General features: G+C 56.5%; 15 protein-coding genes. 2 read left to right on the plus strand and 13 right to left on the minus strand.

Annotated features, from left to right (window positions below; genetic code table 11):
* Nucleotides 1-280: 280 nt before the first annotated feature.
* From tpx to aalo17_RS08480, 6 genes are all read right to left on the minus strand, one after another.
* Nucleotides 281-769, minus strand: coding sequence for a thiol peroxidase (gene tpx, locus aalo17_RS08455; protein ID WP_067558191.1), 489 nt, complete (start codon nucleotides 767-769; stop codon nucleotides 281-283).
* Nucleotides 770-833: 64 nt separating this feature from the next.
* On the minus strand, nucleotides 834-1,511 hold the full coding sequence (locus aalo17_RS08460) for a response regulator transcription factor (protein ID WP_067558194.1): 678 nt from the start codon (nucleotides 1,509-1,511) through the stop codon (nucleotides 834-836).
* 1 nt (nucleotide 1,512) lies between these two features.
* Nucleotides 1,513-2,856 carry a sialate O-acetylesterase gene (locus aalo17_RS08465; RefSeq protein WP_067558197.1) on the minus strand — a complete coding sequence of 448 codons (1,344 nt, stop codon included), beginning with the start codon at nucleotides 2,854-2,856 and terminating at the stop codon, nucleotides 1,513-1,515.
* Nucleotides 2,840-4,207: an MATE family efflux transporter gene (locus aalo17_RS08470; RefSeq protein WP_067558208.1), complete on the minus strand. Its 1,368-nt coding sequence runs from the start codon at nucleotides 4,205-4,207 to the stop codon at nucleotides 2,840-2,842. Before aalo17_RS08470 ends, aalo17_RS08465 begins: the two co-directional genes overlap by 17 nt.
* Nucleotides 4,208-4,271: 64 nt before the next feature.
* On the minus strand, nucleotides 4,272-5,426 hold the full coding sequence (locus aalo17_RS08475) for a DUF349 domain-containing protein (protein WP_067558211.1): 1,155 nt from the start codon (nucleotides 5,424-5,426) through the stop codon (nucleotides 4,272-4,274).
* A gap of 99 nt (nucleotides 5,427-5,525) precedes the next feature.
* Nucleotides 5,526-6,134 (minus strand): hypothetical protein, encoded by a 609-nt coding sequence (locus aalo17_RS08480; RefSeq protein WP_067558214.1) that lies wholly within the window; start codon nucleotides 6,132-6,134, stop codon nucleotides 5,526-5,528.
* Between the two features lie 456 nt (nucleotides 6,135-6,590).
* On the opposite strand from aalo17_RS08480, the gene aalo17_RS08485 reads away from it, so the two are divergent.
* Nucleotides 6,591-7,268 (plus strand): PTS transporter subunit EIIC, encoded by a 678-nt coding sequence (locus aalo17_RS08485; RefSeq protein ID WP_067558218.1) that lies wholly within the window; start codon nucleotides 6,591-6,593, stop codon nucleotides 7,266-7,268.
* A gap of 36 nt (nucleotides 7,269-7,304) precedes the next feature.
* Nucleotides 7,305-7,451, plus strand: coding sequence for a hypothetical protein (locus aalo17_RS12870; protein ID WP_158507768.1), 147 nt, complete (start codon nucleotides 7,305-7,307; stop codon nucleotides 7,449-7,451).
* A gap of 131 nt (nucleotides 7,452-7,582) precedes the next feature.
* Here aalo17_RS12870 and aalo17_RS13140 read toward each other — a convergent pair whose 3' ends face one another.
* From aalo17_RS13140 to aalo17_RS08515, 7 genes are all read right to left on the minus strand, one after another.
* The gene (locus aalo17_RS13140; protein WP_067558221.1) at nucleotides 7,583-8,863 is read right to left on the minus strand and encodes a 2-hydroxyacyl-CoA dehydratase; all 1,281 of its coding nucleotides are present in this window, start codon (nucleotides 8,861-8,863) and stop codon (nucleotides 7,583-7,585) included.
* Nucleotides 8,860-11,475, minus strand: coding sequence for an acyl-CoA dehydratase activase-related protein (locus tag aalo17_RS13070; protein ID WP_250636974.1), 2,616 nt, complete (start codon nucleotides 11,473-11,475; stop codon nucleotides 8,860-8,862). Before aalo17_RS13070 ends, aalo17_RS13140 begins: the two co-directional genes overlap by 4 nt.
* A complete protein-coding gene (locus aalo17_RS13075; RefSeq protein ID WP_236940465.1) occupies nucleotides 11,435-11,824 on the minus strand; it encodes a hypothetical protein in 390 nt (129 codons plus the stop codon). The genes aalo17_RS13070 and aalo17_RS13075 overlap by 41 nt, the downstream gene beginning before the upstream one ends.
* Nucleotides 11,825-12,054: 230 nt before the next feature.
* Nucleotides 12,055-14,010 carry an ABC transporter permease gene (locus tag aalo17_RS08500; RefSeq protein ID WP_067558225.1) on the minus strand — a complete coding sequence of 652 codons (1,956 nt, stop codon included), beginning with the start codon at nucleotides 14,008-14,010 and terminating at the stop codon, nucleotides 12,055-12,057.
* Complete coding sequence (locus tag aalo17_RS08505) at nucleotides 14,007-14,771, minus strand: ABC transporter ATP-binding protein (RefSeq protein WP_067558228.1); 765 nt, start codon at nucleotides 14,769-14,771, stop codon at nucleotides 14,007-14,009. The genes aalo17_RS08500 and aalo17_RS08505 overlap by 4 nt, the downstream gene beginning before the upstream one ends.
* Nucleotides 14,772-15,065: 294 nt before the next feature.
* Nucleotides 15,066-16,445, minus strand: coding sequence for a transposase (locus aalo17_RS08510; protein WP_158507769.1), 1,380 nt, complete (start codon nucleotides 16,443-16,445; stop codon nucleotides 15,066-15,068).
* A gap of 425 nt (nucleotides 16,446-16,870) precedes the next feature.
* On the minus strand, nucleotides 16,871-17,839 hold the full coding sequence (locus aalo17_RS08515) for a sensor histidine kinase (RefSeq protein WP_067558235.1): 969 nt from the start codon (nucleotides 17,837-17,839) through the stop codon (nucleotides 16,871-16,873).
* Nucleotides 17,840-17,888: the final 49 nt, after the last annotated feature.

Here is a 17,888-nt window from a genome sequence, read left to right on the forward strand (position 1 = left end):
CAGGGTTTTTACTTGCAGCGCTTCTTCTTCAGGATCGCGAGGATGCCCGCAACCGACAATGCCTGCTGCTCTCACCCGATTCATTTCACATAGGACCAGGTCATTCTTTCCGGGCCGGCAGGCAAGCCATGTTATCGTGTCAGTGCATACCGTTGAGAGGCTTTCTGTGGTCCTTTCCTGCATGTCGCATCATGCATGTTCAGCTGAAACGCAAAAAACCTGCCGGCCGTTCATTGGCCTGACAGGTTTTTTGCATATCTTCCTGCTTGTTGTACCGCGTTTACTTCTTCACGCCCGCAGCTTCCAGGGCCTTGTCGTAGTCCGGCTCCTGCGTGACTTCATCCACATACTCGTCGTACAGAATCTCGCCCGCAGGGTTGACCACAAACACAGCCCGTGCCAGCAGACCGTTTTCCGCCATCCGCACACCCGCGGCTTTCGCAAAACTGCGGTCCTTGAAATCGGATGTGGCGATCAGGTTGTCGTTCTGTTCCATGTCCATCCAGCGCTTCAGCGCAAAGGGCAGGTCCATGGACACCGATATCAGTTTTACATCCGTGCCCTCCAGGGCGTGCATGAATTTGGCCAGCTCCGCGGAGCAGACCGGCGTGTCGGCACTGGGAACCGAGAGGATGATTTTCGTTCCTTCGATCTTCATGGGATCGATCTGGGCCAGGTTCACGTCAGTGACCGTGAAATCCGGCATGATGCTTCCGGGCTTGAGCCGGGTGCCTTCCAGCGTCACGGGAGCGCCTGCAAATGTTGTCATATTGATGTCCTCCTGCAGGCATTTTCCCCGGTTTTTCTCATTCCTGCATGTCTGATGCCCGACATCAGTCTGCGCAGAGCCTGTAGCCGATCCCTTTCTTCGTTTCGATGAACCCCGCTGCGCCGATGGAATCCAGTTTTTTGCGCAGCCGGTTGACGTTGACCGACAGGGCGTTTTCGTCCACATAGCAATCCGTCTTCCACAGGCCTTCCATCAGGTCCTCGCGGGACACAATGACGTTGCGTCTCTCCATGAGCATTCGCAGGATCCGGGCTTCGTTCCGGGTGAGTTCCGCCGTTCTGCCCTCCAGGGAAATGGTGTTTTCATCGGTATTGAACCGCAGCCCGTGGTGTTCCAGCGTCCGGGTCTTCCCTGCAAAATCATAGGTTCGCCGCAGCAGGGCCTGGATCTTGAACGCCAGCACCTGCATGTCAAAGGGCTTGGTCATGTAGTCATCCGCTCCCTGGGAGACCGCCGTGACGATGTTCATCGCGTCATCTGCACTGGACAGAAACAGGATGGGAACTTTGGAATGCAGACGGATCTGTCTGGTCCATTCAAAGCCGTTGCGGTAGGGCAGGCTCACGTCCATGATCACCAGGTCCGGATTCCATTCATTCACGGTCTCCAGTACCCTGTCAAACACCTCCACGCATTTCGCGTCATAGCCCCAGGATCCCAGAAACTGGGTAGTCTTCCGGGCGATGACCATGTCGTCTTCCACCATCAGTATTTTGTACATATCACGCCTCCTGGTCCTCTGTCACGATCCGGTCGCAGGCCTTGAAGGGAAACGCCGGAATGCCCGTGGCAGACCGGATGCGGACAACGGGATCACATTCCAGCCCATGGCTGCCGGTCCAGGCCAGCGAATCGCTGCCGGTCTCCAGGACCTGGTCAAACCATACCCGGTCCGGTGTCTGTCGGACGACCTTCGGTCCATCCTGGTAAGGCTCCAGTCCCAGCATGGCAGCCGCCATGCGGCCCATGCGATATCCTGGAATGGTTTTGTTTTGGGGGTGAATGTTTTCGTGGTCTCCGGCATCCAGCAGGCACACGATCTCCGCGTCAGAATCCGCTTCAGCCACCGCCATCTGCGCCAGACGCAAAGTCCCCCAGTCTTTGTCCGGATTGTATTCCATGTACCCCGGCAGCTGGGCGATGACCACCGGCAGGTCCGGCTGTTCCAGTTCCCTTCGCCAGCGGGCCAGGAGCTTTGTGAGCAGTGATTTGTATCCTTTCGCAAACTTCGTATCTTCTTCTCCCTGATACCACAGCAGGATATCCGGGGCCAGTCCCTTCAGGCGCGTGGCCATCGTATCCCACAGACCGGCCGGACGCAGGAAATCCTTCCGTCCCTTCGGCCCCGGAAACGGGGTATGCCCCATGATGTCCTTTTTCTCCGCCCGACTCAGTTCGGGATGGGCTTTGTCAAAGTCGGCAAACCGCCGGTTGTAGTTGTCCACTTCCTGTTCGAAAACGGCAATGCAGGCATCTTCCTCTTCATCGGTCTGGTCCGCGATGTCCGCCCAGTAGTCAGTGACATAAAACGCCTCCAGGGCCGGGTCGGCTTTCAGGTCCTCTTCCGGCACCCAACTCGCGGCACTGGATCCGCCCTTGTAACAGCCCACAAGGCCGATGGGCCGGCCGGTACGTTCAGCCACTTCCAGGGTTGCGAGCAGCCCCACTGCCGAAACATCGCCGATGGCATCCGGTTTCAGCCGGCACCACTGCATGTCCTCTCCGGAATCGTGACCGGGGTACAGGATCCGCGGCACCTGGAGCCAGGAAATGTCCTTTCCCTCCAGCCGTTGACGGATCTCGTCTTCGTTCAGGGAATCCCGGACGGGCCACTCCATGTTGGACTGACCCGCTGCGAGGATTACCAGGCCGTGGCGCACATTGTGCAGCGTGACCCGGCTGTCGCCATCCGCAAGAAGCATGTCACCGTCTTCGAAGGCACTCTCCCAGGTGCCGTCTGTGACCGGTACAGGGCGGCCGTTGACCGTCACCTCCGGCTGGTCGGAATACCCCCAGAGGCGGGTGAGGATGGCGTCATCCTGGATATAGTCAGGCAGTCTGATCATGAACGCTCCTTTCTGTCTGGTGAAGAAACCGCACAAGCAGCACCGTGCCGATGATCGTCATGATGAACTCGGCCGCAAACTGCGAGAAGCCCAGGCCGTACATCGGCCACAGGCGGTCAAAGAGAAACATGAAGGGGATTTCCAGGATCACCTTCCTGCATATGGCCATGAACAGCGCCAGGTTGCCTTTGCCTGCTGCCTGGAACACACCCACGGCAAGAAAATCCATGGCCAGAAACGGGATTGCCAGGGAGAGTCCCCGCAGCAGGACCTGGCCGATGGCCACAGTCGCCGGATCCTGGATGAACCAGCGCACGATCGTCGACGGGAACAGTTCAAAGACCACACACACGGCGGCCAGGAAGCCGAAGGTGATTTTGGCAGTGAACAAAATGGCTTCCTTCATCCGGGTGATGTTCAGCGACGCATAGTTGTATCCCACCAGAGGCATGACACCCTGGGAAATGCCCTGGGCAGCATACATCGGCACCATGGCCACTTTCATGCCGATGCCCATGGCCGCCACGGCTTCTGTGCCGTATCCTGCTGCGAGGTTGTTCGCAATGACCTGCCCGGCGACATTGAGCAGGTTCTGAATGCTGGCAGGGACCCCCACCGCAAAGACGCCCAGAGGGACGCGGCCCTTCAGGGAGAACAGGCGGATGTTCAGACTCACGACGGTTTTTTCCCGTCGGATGAAGACATAGGCAATGAAATACAGCACCGCAAAGCAGTTGGAGATCAGGGTGGCCAGTGCAGCCCCTTCGGCTCCCATGCCGAATCCCAGGATAAACACCGGGTCCAGGAGGATGTTCAGGAAACAGCCGCTCATGGTTCCCAGAGCCGCATGGGAGGTGGCGCCTTCCGCCCGGACCAGATAGGCCATGACCACGTTCAGGATCGCCGGGATGGCGCCGACGATCACGGTCCACAGCAGGTAGCGCCCCGTGGGCTGGTATGTGGCGGCGGAAGCGCCGAGCATGTACAGCAGCGGTTCAATGAAGACCAGTGCCAGCAAAGAGAAGATCAGAGAGCAGAACAGCGATCCGTAAAACCCGAAGGAGGAACTCCGGGCAACGGTTTTCAGGTCCCGGGCGCCCAGGGCGCGGCTCATCATGGAGCTGGCACCTACGCCGAACAGGTTGTTGATCGCATTGAAGGCCAGCAGCACCGGTGCCGCCAGGGAAACTGCGGCGGTCTGGATGGGGTCATTGGCCAGGCCGACGAAGAACGTATCCGCCAGGGAATAGAGCACCGTGACCAGGCTGGCTGCGGCTGTGGGTACAGACAGGGCGAATACCGCTTTGGGGATGGATTCGGATTCAAACAGATATGTGCGGTCCTGTTTCATTGTGACACCTCGCTTTGTCAAAGTTCCTATGAAAAAAGGACTCCGAAGAGTCCTGTAGATGCAACTAGTCGTTCAGACGGTTGTCGATATCGGCAATTTCGGCTTCCAGCTGTGCGATGAAGTCTTCCTTGTCTTCGATCTGCTGCTGGATGTCGACCATTTCAGCCTCGGATACCAGGCCGAACATGTCGTCCTGCAGACGGCTGATCTGACGCTTCTGGTTGGCGATGATTTCCTGTTTGCGCACGCGGGAGTCGCTCATGCGGTTTCTCCAGTCCATCTGCCGGGCTTCGGAGTTCTTCTTCAGTCCGTCGAAATAGCTGTCCATCTGTTCGCGCAGGGCTGCCCACAGTTCGTCGTCACGGTTTTTGCCGGTGGATCCGATGGCTTTCCAGTCAGCAGTGATCTGCTTCATGGTCTGCGTGTTCTGGCGGCTGTAATCCTCTTTTTCGGCGATTGCCTTTGCCTGGTCGATCAGGCCGCGTTTCTTGGCGGCACGGATCGCCTGTTCCTTGTGCAGCTCATCGTAGTAGGCGTTGCGTGCTTCGTAGAACTGCTGACGGGCACCGTTGAATTCTTCCCACAGGTTGTCGTCGTATTTGCGGCCGGCAGATCCTGCTGCCTTCCACTCGTTCATCAGGTCACGCATCTTGTTGGATGTCTTCTGCCATTCGTGGGAATCGGCCAGTTCCTTGGCCTTTTCGATCAGCTCGGCCTTTTTGGTCCGGGCTTCCTGGCGGCGCTGTGTCTGTTCTTCCCAGTGTGCGTGCTTGCGGTCATAGAAAACCTGACGCGCAGCCTGGAACTGTTCCCACAGCTGGTCGTCCACGACCTTGCCGGCGGAACCGGCGGCCTTCCAGGCGTCCATCAGATCGTTCATGATCTGTGTACCCTGGTTGAAGTTTTCGATATTGGCGGTTTCCTTCGCCTTTTCGATCAGGTCTTCCTTCTGAGCCTGGGTAGTCTTGTAGAGCTCGTTGCGTTTTGCATACACTTTGTCCACATAGCTTTCGAATTCATCCCGCAGGCCGTCTTCGTAATCGGATTCCCAGTAGTGGATCCGGTTCCAGCGCCGCTTCATGTCGTTGACTGCACGCAGAGCGGCAGCACCGTCGGTTTCCAGGTCGAGGCTCTTGATCTCCTCGATCAGTTCCTGTTTGCGCTGGATGTCCGCATCCATGTCCATGTCTTCTACATCATAGATTTCATCATTTGCCATTTGTTATACCCTCACTTTACCCAGTTAGAAGCTGTCATTAACTGCTTTTACCATTCTAGCACAGTCGGATTTAAAAGAGAAATGTGAATTTTGCGGATGTCAACCGCTGTTTTTCCGGCCTCCGCCACGGCGTTTCAGGCGCGTCAGATGCTGCAGGACCATCAGGGAGACCAGCAGCCAGAGCTGCTCCGTCACCCATACAGAGAGGATGGACAGCGACACACACTGATACAGAAACGGCAGGACCAGACCCGCTGCCAGCGGGGTGAACAGATACACCCACCGGATGCGCCCCGGGAGCACCGCCACAGATACCAGCAGACGCAGCCCATAGAGGATCAGCAGGATCCGGCAGGTGATGTCCACACCCGTCGGGGCGGCCAGATCATGGAAGAAGCCGAAACCTGCAGGATTCCGGGCAGTCAGGATGTCCATCCAGAGACACAGGGTGCATGCAATGGCAGAAAGGGCACACAGGACAAAGCCGCGGGTGGCCGGCAGAGCGTACCGGAAATGGCGGTTCTCCAGCAGGGAGACCCTGAGCTGCTGCCTGGCTGCCTCCAGCTGTTCAGGTTCCAGCGACTGTCTGTCCAGCTGTGCCCAGACCGCATTCCGGTGATGGACCAGCTGCTTCATGCGGACATTTTCGAGTCCAAGTGCAATGCGGATGCTGAGTACGGCAATCACGCCAAGAATCACCAGAATCATGGGCTTTCCTCCTTCGTTACCCTGATTCTGACAGATGTTCCCCTGCCGCAAAAGGTCAGATTGTCTTTTCCGCTTCATGCAGGAACATTTGGATATCCAGATGTCACACTTGGTGTTTTTTCTGTCTCAAAGGCAGAGAACAGCCAATACCGGAACAAAATGGTTCACGGAAAACAGGTTCTTTCATCCATGTCTCGAGCAGGTCCACGACCGGTCCCCTGCTCCATGATGGCATACTGTTCTCTGGATGCCGGCAATCCTTATAGTATTGGATCCTTGCCGCCCCCTGGCCCGATTTGCGTCCAAAAGACCTGATGTCTGTTTTGTCCAGAAAATTTCCAGGAATATGGAAGAAGTCCGGATGAAATGAATCGCTTACATTTGCAGAATTATGCTGCATATAAAGTATAGACATCTAGTTGTAGACAACATGTCATCGCGAAGAAAGGAACTTTTATGAAAAACTGGTTTACTCAATTTCAGGCACCCCTGATGAAGTTCGGCGAGAAGCTGTCCCGCAACAAGATCCTGCAGATCCTGCGGGATGCCTTCATGCTGGCCTTCCCGCTGACGATCTTCGGCTCCATCACACTGATCATCGCCAACTTCCCGTTCCTGGCTCAGACCATCGGCGAAAGCGCCGCCGCTTCCCTGAACGCGATGCTGGGACCGGCTTCCACAGCTACCATGTCCTTCGCAACGGTCTTCACTGTCCTGGGCATTGGCTATTATTTCTCCTGTGACCGCAAGGTGGATCCGATCTTCGGAGCTGCCATCGCACCGGCTGCTTTCGGCCTGGTCACACCTATGGAAACCGTCTTCGAGCTCGAGACCGGTGGCTCTGTCGTGGTCGGAAACGTTCTGGACATCAACCGGCTGGGGGCCAAAGGCATGTTTGTGGGGATGATCGGCGCTTTCCTGGCTTCATGGCTCTACAGCTGGACCACCAAAAAGAACTGGACCATCAAAATGCCGGACACCGTTCCGCCTGCTGTCTCCAAATCCTTCTCGGCGCTGATCCCCGCCTGTTTCACATTGAGTGTATTCCTGCTGATCCGGATCGTCTTCCAGTTCACGCCCTGGGGCAATATTCATGACTTCTTCTACGAAATCGTTCAGGGTGTGCAAGGATGAGGGAGACCTGGCCGTCTGATACTGCTTGCGCCGCAGATGACCTGGGCCAGGCAGGAAATGGAACAGCTGTTTCCCGATGCCCTGATTCTCGCCATCGGCCAGAGCGAGTACGGTCTCGGAGAGCCGGAAATGATCGGGCGGGAAATTCTGAAGCTGTGCCGGCAGGTCGACGGCGATGACTGACCGCATCCGGATCTGCCGGTTCTGTCAGATACAAAAAAAACACGGAGCTTTCATCACCTGTCTGACAGGGTGAAAAGGTCCGTGTTTTTGCATGCACAGGGCGCTTCCATCGCCACCGGAAAAGCGGCCCGTCAGGACCGCTTCTGTTCGTTCGTTTCCTTTTCCAGGTTTTCCCGGGCTATGCTCAGCATCAGCTTGATCCGGTTCTCCTGGTTCACCCGCGCCGCCCCGGGGTCATAGTCGATCGCGACGATGTTCGCCTCGGGATACAGGCGCCGGACCTTGGAGATCATGGCCTTGCCCGCAATGTGGTTGGGCAGGCAGCCAAAGGGCTGGGCGCACACAATGTTGCTGTAGCCGCTCAAGGCCAGCTCCGCCATTTCCGCCGTCAAAAGCCATCCCTCTCCCATCTTGCATCCCGTGCCGATCAGCGGCGCCGCCAGTTCCTTCAGCCGGCGGTAGCGGGCAGGGACCGTGAACTCCGGGTACTGCCCGATGGCATCCATGACCAGTGATTCGTATTTCGTCAAATATGTGAGCATGACGCCGTTGAGCACCTGCGTGCTTTTCTTCCCGCCATACAGCCGGACATCCTCCAGGGGCATATCCGCCGCATACAGCAGAAACTGCATGATGCCCGGCATCATGACTTCACAGTCCTGCTTTCGCAGGAACTCCTCCAGGTGGTTGTTGGCCAGGGCCGAATACTTCACGTAGATCTCGCCCACGATCCCGGTCTTGACCTTCGGGACGCGGTGGACGGGAATTTCGTGGAAGGTGCGCGCGATCCGGGCATCGTTTTGCTTCATCGACCGCAGGTCATACCCGCTTCCCTGCGCGAACTGCTTCGACAGATACTTGATCCAGGCGCTCACCAGCGCATCCGTCTGCCCGGGCTCCACCTCATAGGGCCGGACCTGGTTGGCCAGGATCATGAGCAGGTCCCCATAGGCCATGCAGGCAAGCATCTTGCGCAGAAACGGGAGCGTGATCCGGAACCCCGGGGCATCATCCAGCCCCTGCAGGTTCAGGGAAATCACCGGCACCTGTCCCATGCCCGCATCCCGCAGTGCCTTGCGCAGCAGCGACACATAATTGGAAGCCCGGCAGCCGCCGCCGGTCTGAGGCAGGATCAGGGCTGTATGGTCCGGATCGTATCCCCCGGATTCCAGGGCCGAAATCATCTGGCCGATGGTGAGCAGCGCCGGATAACAAGTGTCATTGTGCACATACTTCTGCCCCGTGCGGCTGACCTCCGGTCCCTCGTTGGTGAGCAGCGCCGCCCGGTATCCCGACTGACGGAGCACGTTTTCCAGGAGATGGAAGTGAATGTCCACCATATCCGGAAACAGGATGGTGTGGGTCTGCCGCATCTCTTCGGTGAAGACCGGATGCGGGACACGTTCCGTCATGCGATTTCTCCCGGCCGGTCACTTTGATCCGCCATCTGACCGGTCCGGCTGTCTGTCTGCTTCTGTCTGCCCTTCGCCGCCGCAAACAGCGACCGCAGGCGGATCTTCACGGCTCCCAGATTGGTGATCTCGTCAATCTTCACCTGGGTGTACAGACATCCGGCACTTTCCAGGATCGCCCGGACTTCATCCCCGGTGATTGCGTCCACACCGCAGCCAAAGCTCACCATCTGCACAAGCTGGATCTTCGGGTCCTGCTGTGCAGCCACCCACTGGGCTGCCGAGTAGAGCCTGGCATGATAGGTCCACTGGTTCAGGACATCCGTCCGGGCCTGATCCGTGTGATGGAACACCGAATCTTCCGAGAGCACGAGCCGGCCTGTTGAGGCAATGTACTGGTCAATGCCGTGAATGACCTCCGGATCCGCATGATAGGGGCGTCCGCAGAGCACCACGATTTCCTGCCCCGTCTGCCTGGCTTCCTGCAGCCAGACATCCGCCTGATTGCGTATGTCTTCCATGTAGCCATCCAGCGCTTCATAGGCTGCCGACACCGCCTTCTGCACTTCCCGCAGCCGGACTGTGTCGTCCACTTCTTCCTTCAGAAATTTCCAGAAATGCTTTGCAAAGTCCTTCCGCCGGTGAATCCCCAGATAAGGCATGAGCAGCTTTTCCTGCGGCAGGGTGCTCTGAATCGACTCCGGATAGTAGGCCACCACGGGACAGTTGTAGTGGTTCACGCTTTTGTCTTCATCCACGTTGTAGGACAGACAGGGATAGAAAATGTCCTGCACACCGCGGTCCTTCAATGCCTGGATATGCCCATGGGCCAGCTTCGCCGGATAGCAGACCGTGTCGCTCGGGATTTTTCCCTGCCCCTTGTGATACATGGACAGACTCGAAAATCCTGAAATCTCCACCCCGAAGTCCAGCGCCGTGAACAGCGTGTGCCAGAAAGGCAGGAGCTCGTACATGTTCAGGACCAGCGGAATGCCGATGGTCTTCCGGCGGCCTTTCCGGCTCGCAAAGCGCGCCAGCTGCTGCCGCTTGTATTCATACAGATTGTGGCCCGGTCTGGCCGATGCATGCCTGACCGGTTTTTCGCAGCGGTTGCCCGCCACACACACCTTGCCGCCATCGAATACGTTCACCGTCAGCTGGCAGTGGTTGGTGCATCCCTGACACACCGTGGGCTTCACTGTATGCTGGAGGGCCAGCACCTGGTCACGGGTCCGCAGCGTGCTCGATGTCAGTCCCTGTTCCCGGGCATACAGCGCGGCGCCGACAGCCCCCATGAGACCGGCTGCAGCCGGCCGGGTGACGGGCATGCCCAGTTCCAGCTCGAAGGCCCGCAGAACCGCGTCGTTCAGGAACGTGCCTCCCTGCACAATGATGTGATCCCCGAGCTTCTGTCCCTGCTTCAGGCGGATGACTTTGTACAGGGCGTTTTTCACCACCGACACCGCCAGTCCCGCCGCGATGTCTTCCATCGCCGCGCCGTCTTTCTGTGCCTGTTTCACGGAGGAGTTCATGAACACCGTGCAGCGGCTGCCCAGGTCCACGGGTCTGGTTCCCTTCAGGGCATGGTCACAGAAAGTCTCCATATCATATCCCAGGGTCTGGGCGAAGGTCTGCAGGAAAGAGCCGCAGCCGGAGGAACAGGCTTCGTTCAGGAAGATCTGGTCAATGGCGCCGTTGCGGATCCGGAAACACTTGATGTCCTGCCCGCCGATGTCAATGATGAAGTCCACATCGGGATCATAGGCTTTCGCCGCTGTGTAGTGCGCCACGGTTTCCACCACTCCCAGATCCACCCCGAAGGCCGACCGGATGATGTCTTCCCCATATCCTGTGGCGGCACTGCCCAGAATCCGGCAGCCGGGATACCGGTCATAGAGCTCCAGCAGGAAGTCCCGGACATGACTGACCGGCTGCCCGCCGGAAGGCAGGTAGCGGTAAAAGGCAATGGTGCCGTCTTCTCTCAGCGCCGCGCATTTGGTCGTGGTGCTTCCCGCATCGATGCCGATGAAAAACGACACGCACTCATCCGTGCAGGCAAGAGGTTCCGGCAGATCCTGACCATACCGGTCTTCAAAGGCGATCCGTTCCCGGCGGTCCCGGAACAGCGGGCGCAGGGAGTCATAGGACTGCCATCCCGCCAGGTCCGGGATGCGGTCTGCCAGTTTCTCCAGGTCGAAGGCTTCGTCAGCCGCCAGCAGTGCCGCTCCGTAGGCCACATAATAAAGGGACAGCGGCGGGCAGGTTCCCTCCAGGTGCAGGTTCCGGTCAAAGGTGTCGCGCAGCATGGAGAAAAACGTCAGCGGTCCGCCCAGGTACACCACATTGCCCGCAATGGGGCGGCCATGGGCCAGACCGGCGATGGTCTGGGAGACCACGGCCTGGAAAATCGAGGCGGAAATATCCTCCTTCGTGGCTCCCTGGTTCAGCAGCGGCTGGATGTCGCTTTTCGCAAACACGCCACACCGGCTGGCGACAGGATAGAGCTTTTCGTGGTTCATGGCCAGGGCATTCATTTCATCCTGGCTGATCTGCAGCAGCGTCGCCATCTGGTCAATGAAGGCGCCGGTCCCGCCGGCGCAGGAGCCGTTCATGCAGAAATCCGTGCCGCCGGTCAGAAAGAGGATCTTGGCATCTTCTCCCCCCCAGTTCGATCACGACATCCGCATCCGGCCGGAGTGTCGTGACGCCGGTTCGTGTCGCAAAAACCTCCTGGGCAAAGGGGATCCCAAGCTGTTCACTCAGGCCGATCCCGGCAGAGCCCGAGATGCAGAGTCTGTGTTTTCCGGGAAATTTTTTCCCCAGTGCCAGGAGGACTTCCCGGGCTTTTTCGGCGATCCGGGAAAAGTGGCGTTCGTATTGGGTATGACAGACATGGCCGGTTTCATCCAGCACAACAGTCTTGATGGTGGTGGAACCGATGTCCAGTCCGATTCGGTGCATAGGCCGCCTTTCTAATCCAGATTCTTATGTTTTCATGAAGATTCATGAAAAGTCTGGAAAATCAGAGCTATTTTAGCCGAATCAAAAACCGGTTTCAAGGAAACAGCCACCTGGGACCATGTCCCGGCGAGTCATCGGCAGTTTGGGCTTGCCGGTGTGGCAGGACGAAAAAAGGCCGGACCGGCCAGAACGGCCAGCCCGGTGATACGGGGCTGGAAAGAAAAAGGAGTCTATTCCTCGGTTTCTTCACTCATGCCCTTCACCAGCTGGTAGTAAGTCCGGCTGGTGAGGCCGTATACGATGACGTACAGAATGGCGAAGATGGCAAACACGATCAGGCACGTGATCATGAACAGCGTGATGTCCCCCATCCCCAGCAGGGCGAGCATTTTGGAGATCATCGGAAAGGCAAACGCCACATGGATCCCGGCCATGGCCAGTGGCAGGAAGAAGACAGCCAGGACCTGGAAGTGGATGGTTTTCCGGATCTGCCGGTTGTCCAGCCCCACGCGGGTCATGATGTCAAAGCGCTTCTGGTCCTCGAATCCTTCGGATATCTGCTTGTAGTACATGATGAGCACGCTGGCCATCACAAACAGGATCGAGACAAAGATCCCCACAAACAGGAAACTGCCATACATGGACTGCAGGGACAGGGCGAAATTCTGACGTGTGTCGCCGAAGGGCCTTGCGCCGGTGATCTGCTCGAAGGTATCCTTCAGAATCCCCGCATCTCTGTTGGGATCCGGGCTGTTGAAGGCAAAGATGTTTGTGACATTCCTCTGCTCTTCCGGCACCAGGGTCTGCAGCCAGGCAATGTCTGCTTCATCCGGCAGCACCACCAGCATGGGATTGCCCATCATGTTGATCCCAAGACCCGATGGCGGGAATCCGTCCACAGTTCCGGCGACAGACCAGGTCCTGTCGCCAATGGTCAGCGAACTGCCCCAGCTGTCGGATCCGGGGTTGATCAGCACCTGCCCGGGTTCGAGTGTGTAGTCAGTGCCCTCCGCATTGTTGTACTGACCCACGGGAATGAACTCGAAGAGCCTCATATCGGGTTTTCCATACTCTCCCAGATTGCTTACGGTATCCCCGCTGACAGTGCCGGGGATGTCAAACAGCGTATACGCCATGACATCCGTTGCCTGCACGCCGCTTTGTGCCAGTGCCTGGTCAAAATCCTGCAGGTAGTTGCCATCCTGGGAGTAAATGGACAGAGTGGTTTCGCGGGGATAGGCGGTCTCCACAGACTGGTCCATGCCCATCATGAGACAGATCGTGGTGGACAGCGCCACCAGCACCATGGTTGACAGGATGCAGATGTTGGCCAGGCTCGCCGCGTTGGCCTTCATGCGGTACTTCATGCCGGAAACCGAAATGAAGTGACTGGTCTGGTAATAGAAGCGCCGGTTTTTCTGCAGCATGTTCAGCAGGGCGATGCTGCCGGCCGAAAACAGCAGATAGGTGCCGACGATGACCAGGATCACTGCCAGGAAAAACAGGACGAAGGCATCCATGGGGTTCTGGACCCACAGCGCCAGTCCGTAGCCGGCACCCAGGCTGATGACACCGCCCAGGGCCAGCAGCCAGCGGTTTTTCGGTTCCCGTTCCCCCTCTGCCTGTGCATGGAGCAGTTCGATGGGGCTGGAGACATTGACCATGAAAAAGCCGTAGACCACCAGCAGCACGTATATCGCCCCGGTGTAGATCACCGTCTGCATCACAGCCGCACCGGATATCCCGATCTCCAGTGGCAGGTCGATGTTCATCAGCCGCCCGATGAGCAGGTACATCCCCTTGTCCAGGATCATGCCCAGGCCAATGCCCGCCACGAGGCTTGCAGCCCAGCAGATGAGCAGCTCCACAAACAGGACCATGGCGATGTCCTTCTTCGCCAGGCCCAGGATATTGAAGAGGCCGAATTCCCGCTTGCGCTGTTTCATCAGGAAGCTGTTGGTGTAAAACAGGAAAATCACCGTGAAGAGCACAATGACCAGTTCCCCGAACCCGAGCATCATCTGCATCTGGGCCCCGCCGAAGGACTCGGACACCGCCGGGCTGTTTTCCAGACTGATGACAAGATACAGCATCAGGGTGCAGAGTGCGGAGGTCAGCATGAACGGGATCGTGGTCCGTTTGTTGCGGCGCAGGTTCGAAAGGGCGAGTTTTGCGGAGAGCCTCATGCCCGTTCGCCTTTCCGGGACATCATGGTCAGCGTCCGGCTGATGTCTTCATAGAATTCGCTGCTGGAGCGGTCTCCCTTGTAGATCTGGTGGAAGACCCGGCCATCCTTGATGAACAGGACCCGGCCGGCGTAGCTGGCGGCTTTCATGGAATGCGTGACCATCAGAATGGTCTGGCCTTCCTGGTTGATGCGGGTGAAGAGGTTCAGGACGTCTTCGCTGCTGCGGGAATCCAGGGCGCCTGTCGGTTCGTCCGCCAGGAGGATCTCCGGGTTGGTGATCAGGGCCCGGGCGATGGACACCCGCTGTTTCTGTCCGCCGGAAACCTCATAGGGGTACTTCTTGAGGATGGAGGAAATGCCCAGGGTTTCCGCCAGCGGGGTGAGTTTTTTCATCATCACCGGATATTTTTCCTTGGCAAGCACCAGCGGGAGCAGGGCGTTGTCTTTGTTGGTGAAGGTATCCAGGAGGTTGAAGTCCTGGAAGACAAAGCCAAGGTGGCTGCGGCGGAAGGCCGCCAGTTCCTTGCCGCGGATCTTTGCAAGATCGCGGCCGTTGAGCAGCACCTTGCCGGCAGTTGGCCGGTCAAGGGCGGCGAGTATGTTCAGCAGGGTGGTTTTGCCGGATCCGGATTCACCCATGATGGCGACAAATTCCCCTTCCTGCACGTCGAAATTCACATTGTCCAGAGCCTGGACCTGGGTGCCGGAAAACCGGCTCGAATAGATCTTTTTCAGATCCCTCACTTCAAGTAATGCCATAATTGCGTTCCATCTCCTTTTGACAGTGACATGATACCGGTCCGGGCTGCCGGGGTTCCATCGCCTTGTCTTACAGAACGGCGCTGTATCTTACAAAGAAGAAAGAATCACGACTGTGTGGGGCTGTAACAGTAAGGCCGGTTTTACGGTCTGTAGGCTGATTACAGCCCATTTTTCTTGTTATAAACGGAAAAAAATGTCTGGAGATTCCATTGGTATTCTCCAGACATTTCTTTTTGGCCATTATAAAAACAACTTGGGGGATAACTTTCAAAAAAAGCCTGTTTTTCCTCGTCAGTTTAGCTTGCCTATAAGGTTATTTGCCCTCTGTTTAAGCCAGAACAGATGATATTTATAAAGATTCAGACCCAGACAGTTCAAAAGAAATTCCATCTTGACACCTTTCAATCCTCTTCGCCTGAATCTGGTCATTCCCCGGTCTTGCTTCAGAATCCCGAACGCTCCCTCCACCTGTATTGACCGCTGCCTGCAGAGTCCCTTTCCTTCTTCGCATCCCAGGTTTTCATCTACTTTTCCCTGCAGCTCTTCCATCACCACATTCTTTCCGACTCTCCTGTACTTGCCGAACCGGAAACACTGGGACCGTCTGGGACATCCCTCACAATGGCCTTTTTCCGCATACATCTGACTGATATGAAGATTTCCACCACGGGTCCTTGATATATTGTCCCCTTCATACTGATCCAGGACCCTTCCTTCCGGACAGATCAGAAACCCTTCTTCTGTTTGCTTCCAGTTGAGCACATTGTAGATCCTCTTCTGGAATCTTCGGTCCTTCTTCTTCCCAAAGTTTCCGTATTTCTGTACCAGTTCTATCCCGTTTTTCAGGTTGTACAGGTAATTGTCAAGACTTCCATATCCCGCATCCGCTACGGGTCTGCAAGGATATTTCCCTGTATAGTCATGATAACGGTCCATGAAAGCCTGCCAGGTGAGGGTGTCTCCCGGATTCTGGAATATATCCGCATTCACGATCAATCCGTCACTGACTGCGATCTGGCAGTTGTAGCACGGTCTGGTGACTCCGCTTTGGTTGTAATAATCCCATTTGGTGGCCATGAAGGTCGCATCAAGGTCGGTTTTTGAACATGAGTTGCGGTTTCCAAGCGTATAAAGCCATTCTTCATACTCCATCAGCTTCAAAGCCATTTTCAACAGTGAATCATAGTATCTCTGAATGGAAGACTTGCGATGGCCGATCCCATAACAGATTTGCGTGTCAGTCTGGACCATGACTTCCATCAGGTACTGGCAGACATAGAAAAGATCCCAGGACTGATATTCATCCCTGAGGGGATAGTCATAGCCAAAGAAGGAATTGATCTCGCTTAACAAAGCTGAAGTGCTCAGATACAGCTTCTTGCGACTGTTCACGATCCTCTTCTTATAGACGAAAGAATTCTTGTGGGCATTGGCTTCTATCTTTGTTCCATCGACGAATTGCACATGTGGGTCGATGCACATCAGATCGACGGCGATATGATGGCTGAGTTCAAAGAAAATATCATCGATGGCCCCTTCCTGAAGGATATCCAGGACCCTTTTGAAAGCCTGATGGCTGGGCATCTCATAGTTGGACAGGTAAAGAAACCGACAGTCTGTACGGCACAGGGATTCCAGCTCCCTGAGGGAGATGTTCTTTCTGGATGTCATGTATGAGAAAAGGATGACCCGGAGCAGCATCACACGATCGTGAGAGCTGGAATTGTTCGATCTGACCGGAGCGAAGTATTTGGCAAGATTGATCCTTTCTATCGCTTCCAGGAAAGAGTAAACAGGGTCATCAGATTGGATTCGGACTGGTACATCCAGCGCGAGTGATTCTTGTACGCCGAACGGATAATGGATATAATTCGGTTGTATGTTTTTTAGCACAAACAAATCATACAACAAAGGGCAGGTCAGCTGATAAGCTTTCCTGCCCTTTGCGTTTTTTATTTAGGATAGCTGTCCAGGTTTAACTGTTACAGCCCCGCTTCGTCGTGGTCCTGGTGAAAGCAGCCTTACCTGCACCCCCACTGTGATGGGCAGCGGTCCCCGCTTCCCATCACAGTGGGGGTTCGGGGATGCCAGGTCACCTAGTCTTTGTCCTGGAGGCCGGCATTCGTGAGGTCAAGCCGGACGGCTGTGCCTCTGTCCGGGCTGGTCTCTATGGTGATTTCATGCCCCAGCCGGTCCATCACGGCTTTGCTCAAGTAAAGGCCCAGGCCTGTGGCTGCGGTTTCCTTTCGTCCGTTCTGCCCTGTGACGCCCCGGCTCCAGATCCGTTCCAGGTCCTGTGCCGGGATCCCCGGCCCGTCATCCTGGATGCAGATGACCTGGTCTTTGACCGTGATTCCGATCTGCGACTTGGCATGTTTCACCGCATTGGAGAGGATCTGTTCCAGCACGAATGTCAGCCACCGGACATCCGTCAGGGCGGTTTCGTCTGTTCCCTCATAGGTCAGCCGCAGTCTTTTGCGGATGAATTCCGGGGAGAATGTCCGGATCACAGACCGGATGGGTGCATCCAGCGGATTCCAGTCGAATACATAATCGGTTTCCGGACTTTCCAGCCGGGTCGCTGCCAGGATCATCTGCGTATACTGCTCCAGGCGCAGGACCTGGCTTCGCATTTCCCGGATATCCGGCTGTTCTTCCTGAAGCAGCAGCTTCAGGGCTGCAATGGGCAGCTTGTTCTGATGTGTCCACATATCATACAGATCCTGCAGATCCCGCCTGCTCTGCCGGTATTCCTCTGCCTGGCAGTGACGGAGCGATTCCCGCTGCCGTATGATCCGCTGATAGTCCCTGTCCTTCTGCGAACCGTCATATTCCATCCACGAAAGATCCGGCACCTGACGCTGGGCGCTGAGAAACCGGTGGGACAGCAGGTGGCGGCTGTAATCCAGGACCAGATACACATTGACCACCACAAACTCCAGCAGTGCCATGTAGCCCAGGGCATCCCATTCCAGGTCATAGACATAGAAAATGAAGACTTGTATCCCAAACAGGACCGTCAGCAGCAGGAAGAGATTGCGGCGGTCATACAGCCACGCCATCATGATCTGCTCTCTTTTGCATGAGTCCGGGATCTGGAACCGGCTGCCCTGT

This window comes from Faecalibaculum rodentium (genome assembly GCF_001564455.1).
In the GTDB taxonomy this organism is placed as follows: domain Bacteria; phylum Bacillota_I; class Bacilli_A; order Erysipelotrichales; family Erysipelotrichaceae; genus Faecalibaculum; species Faecalibaculum rodentium.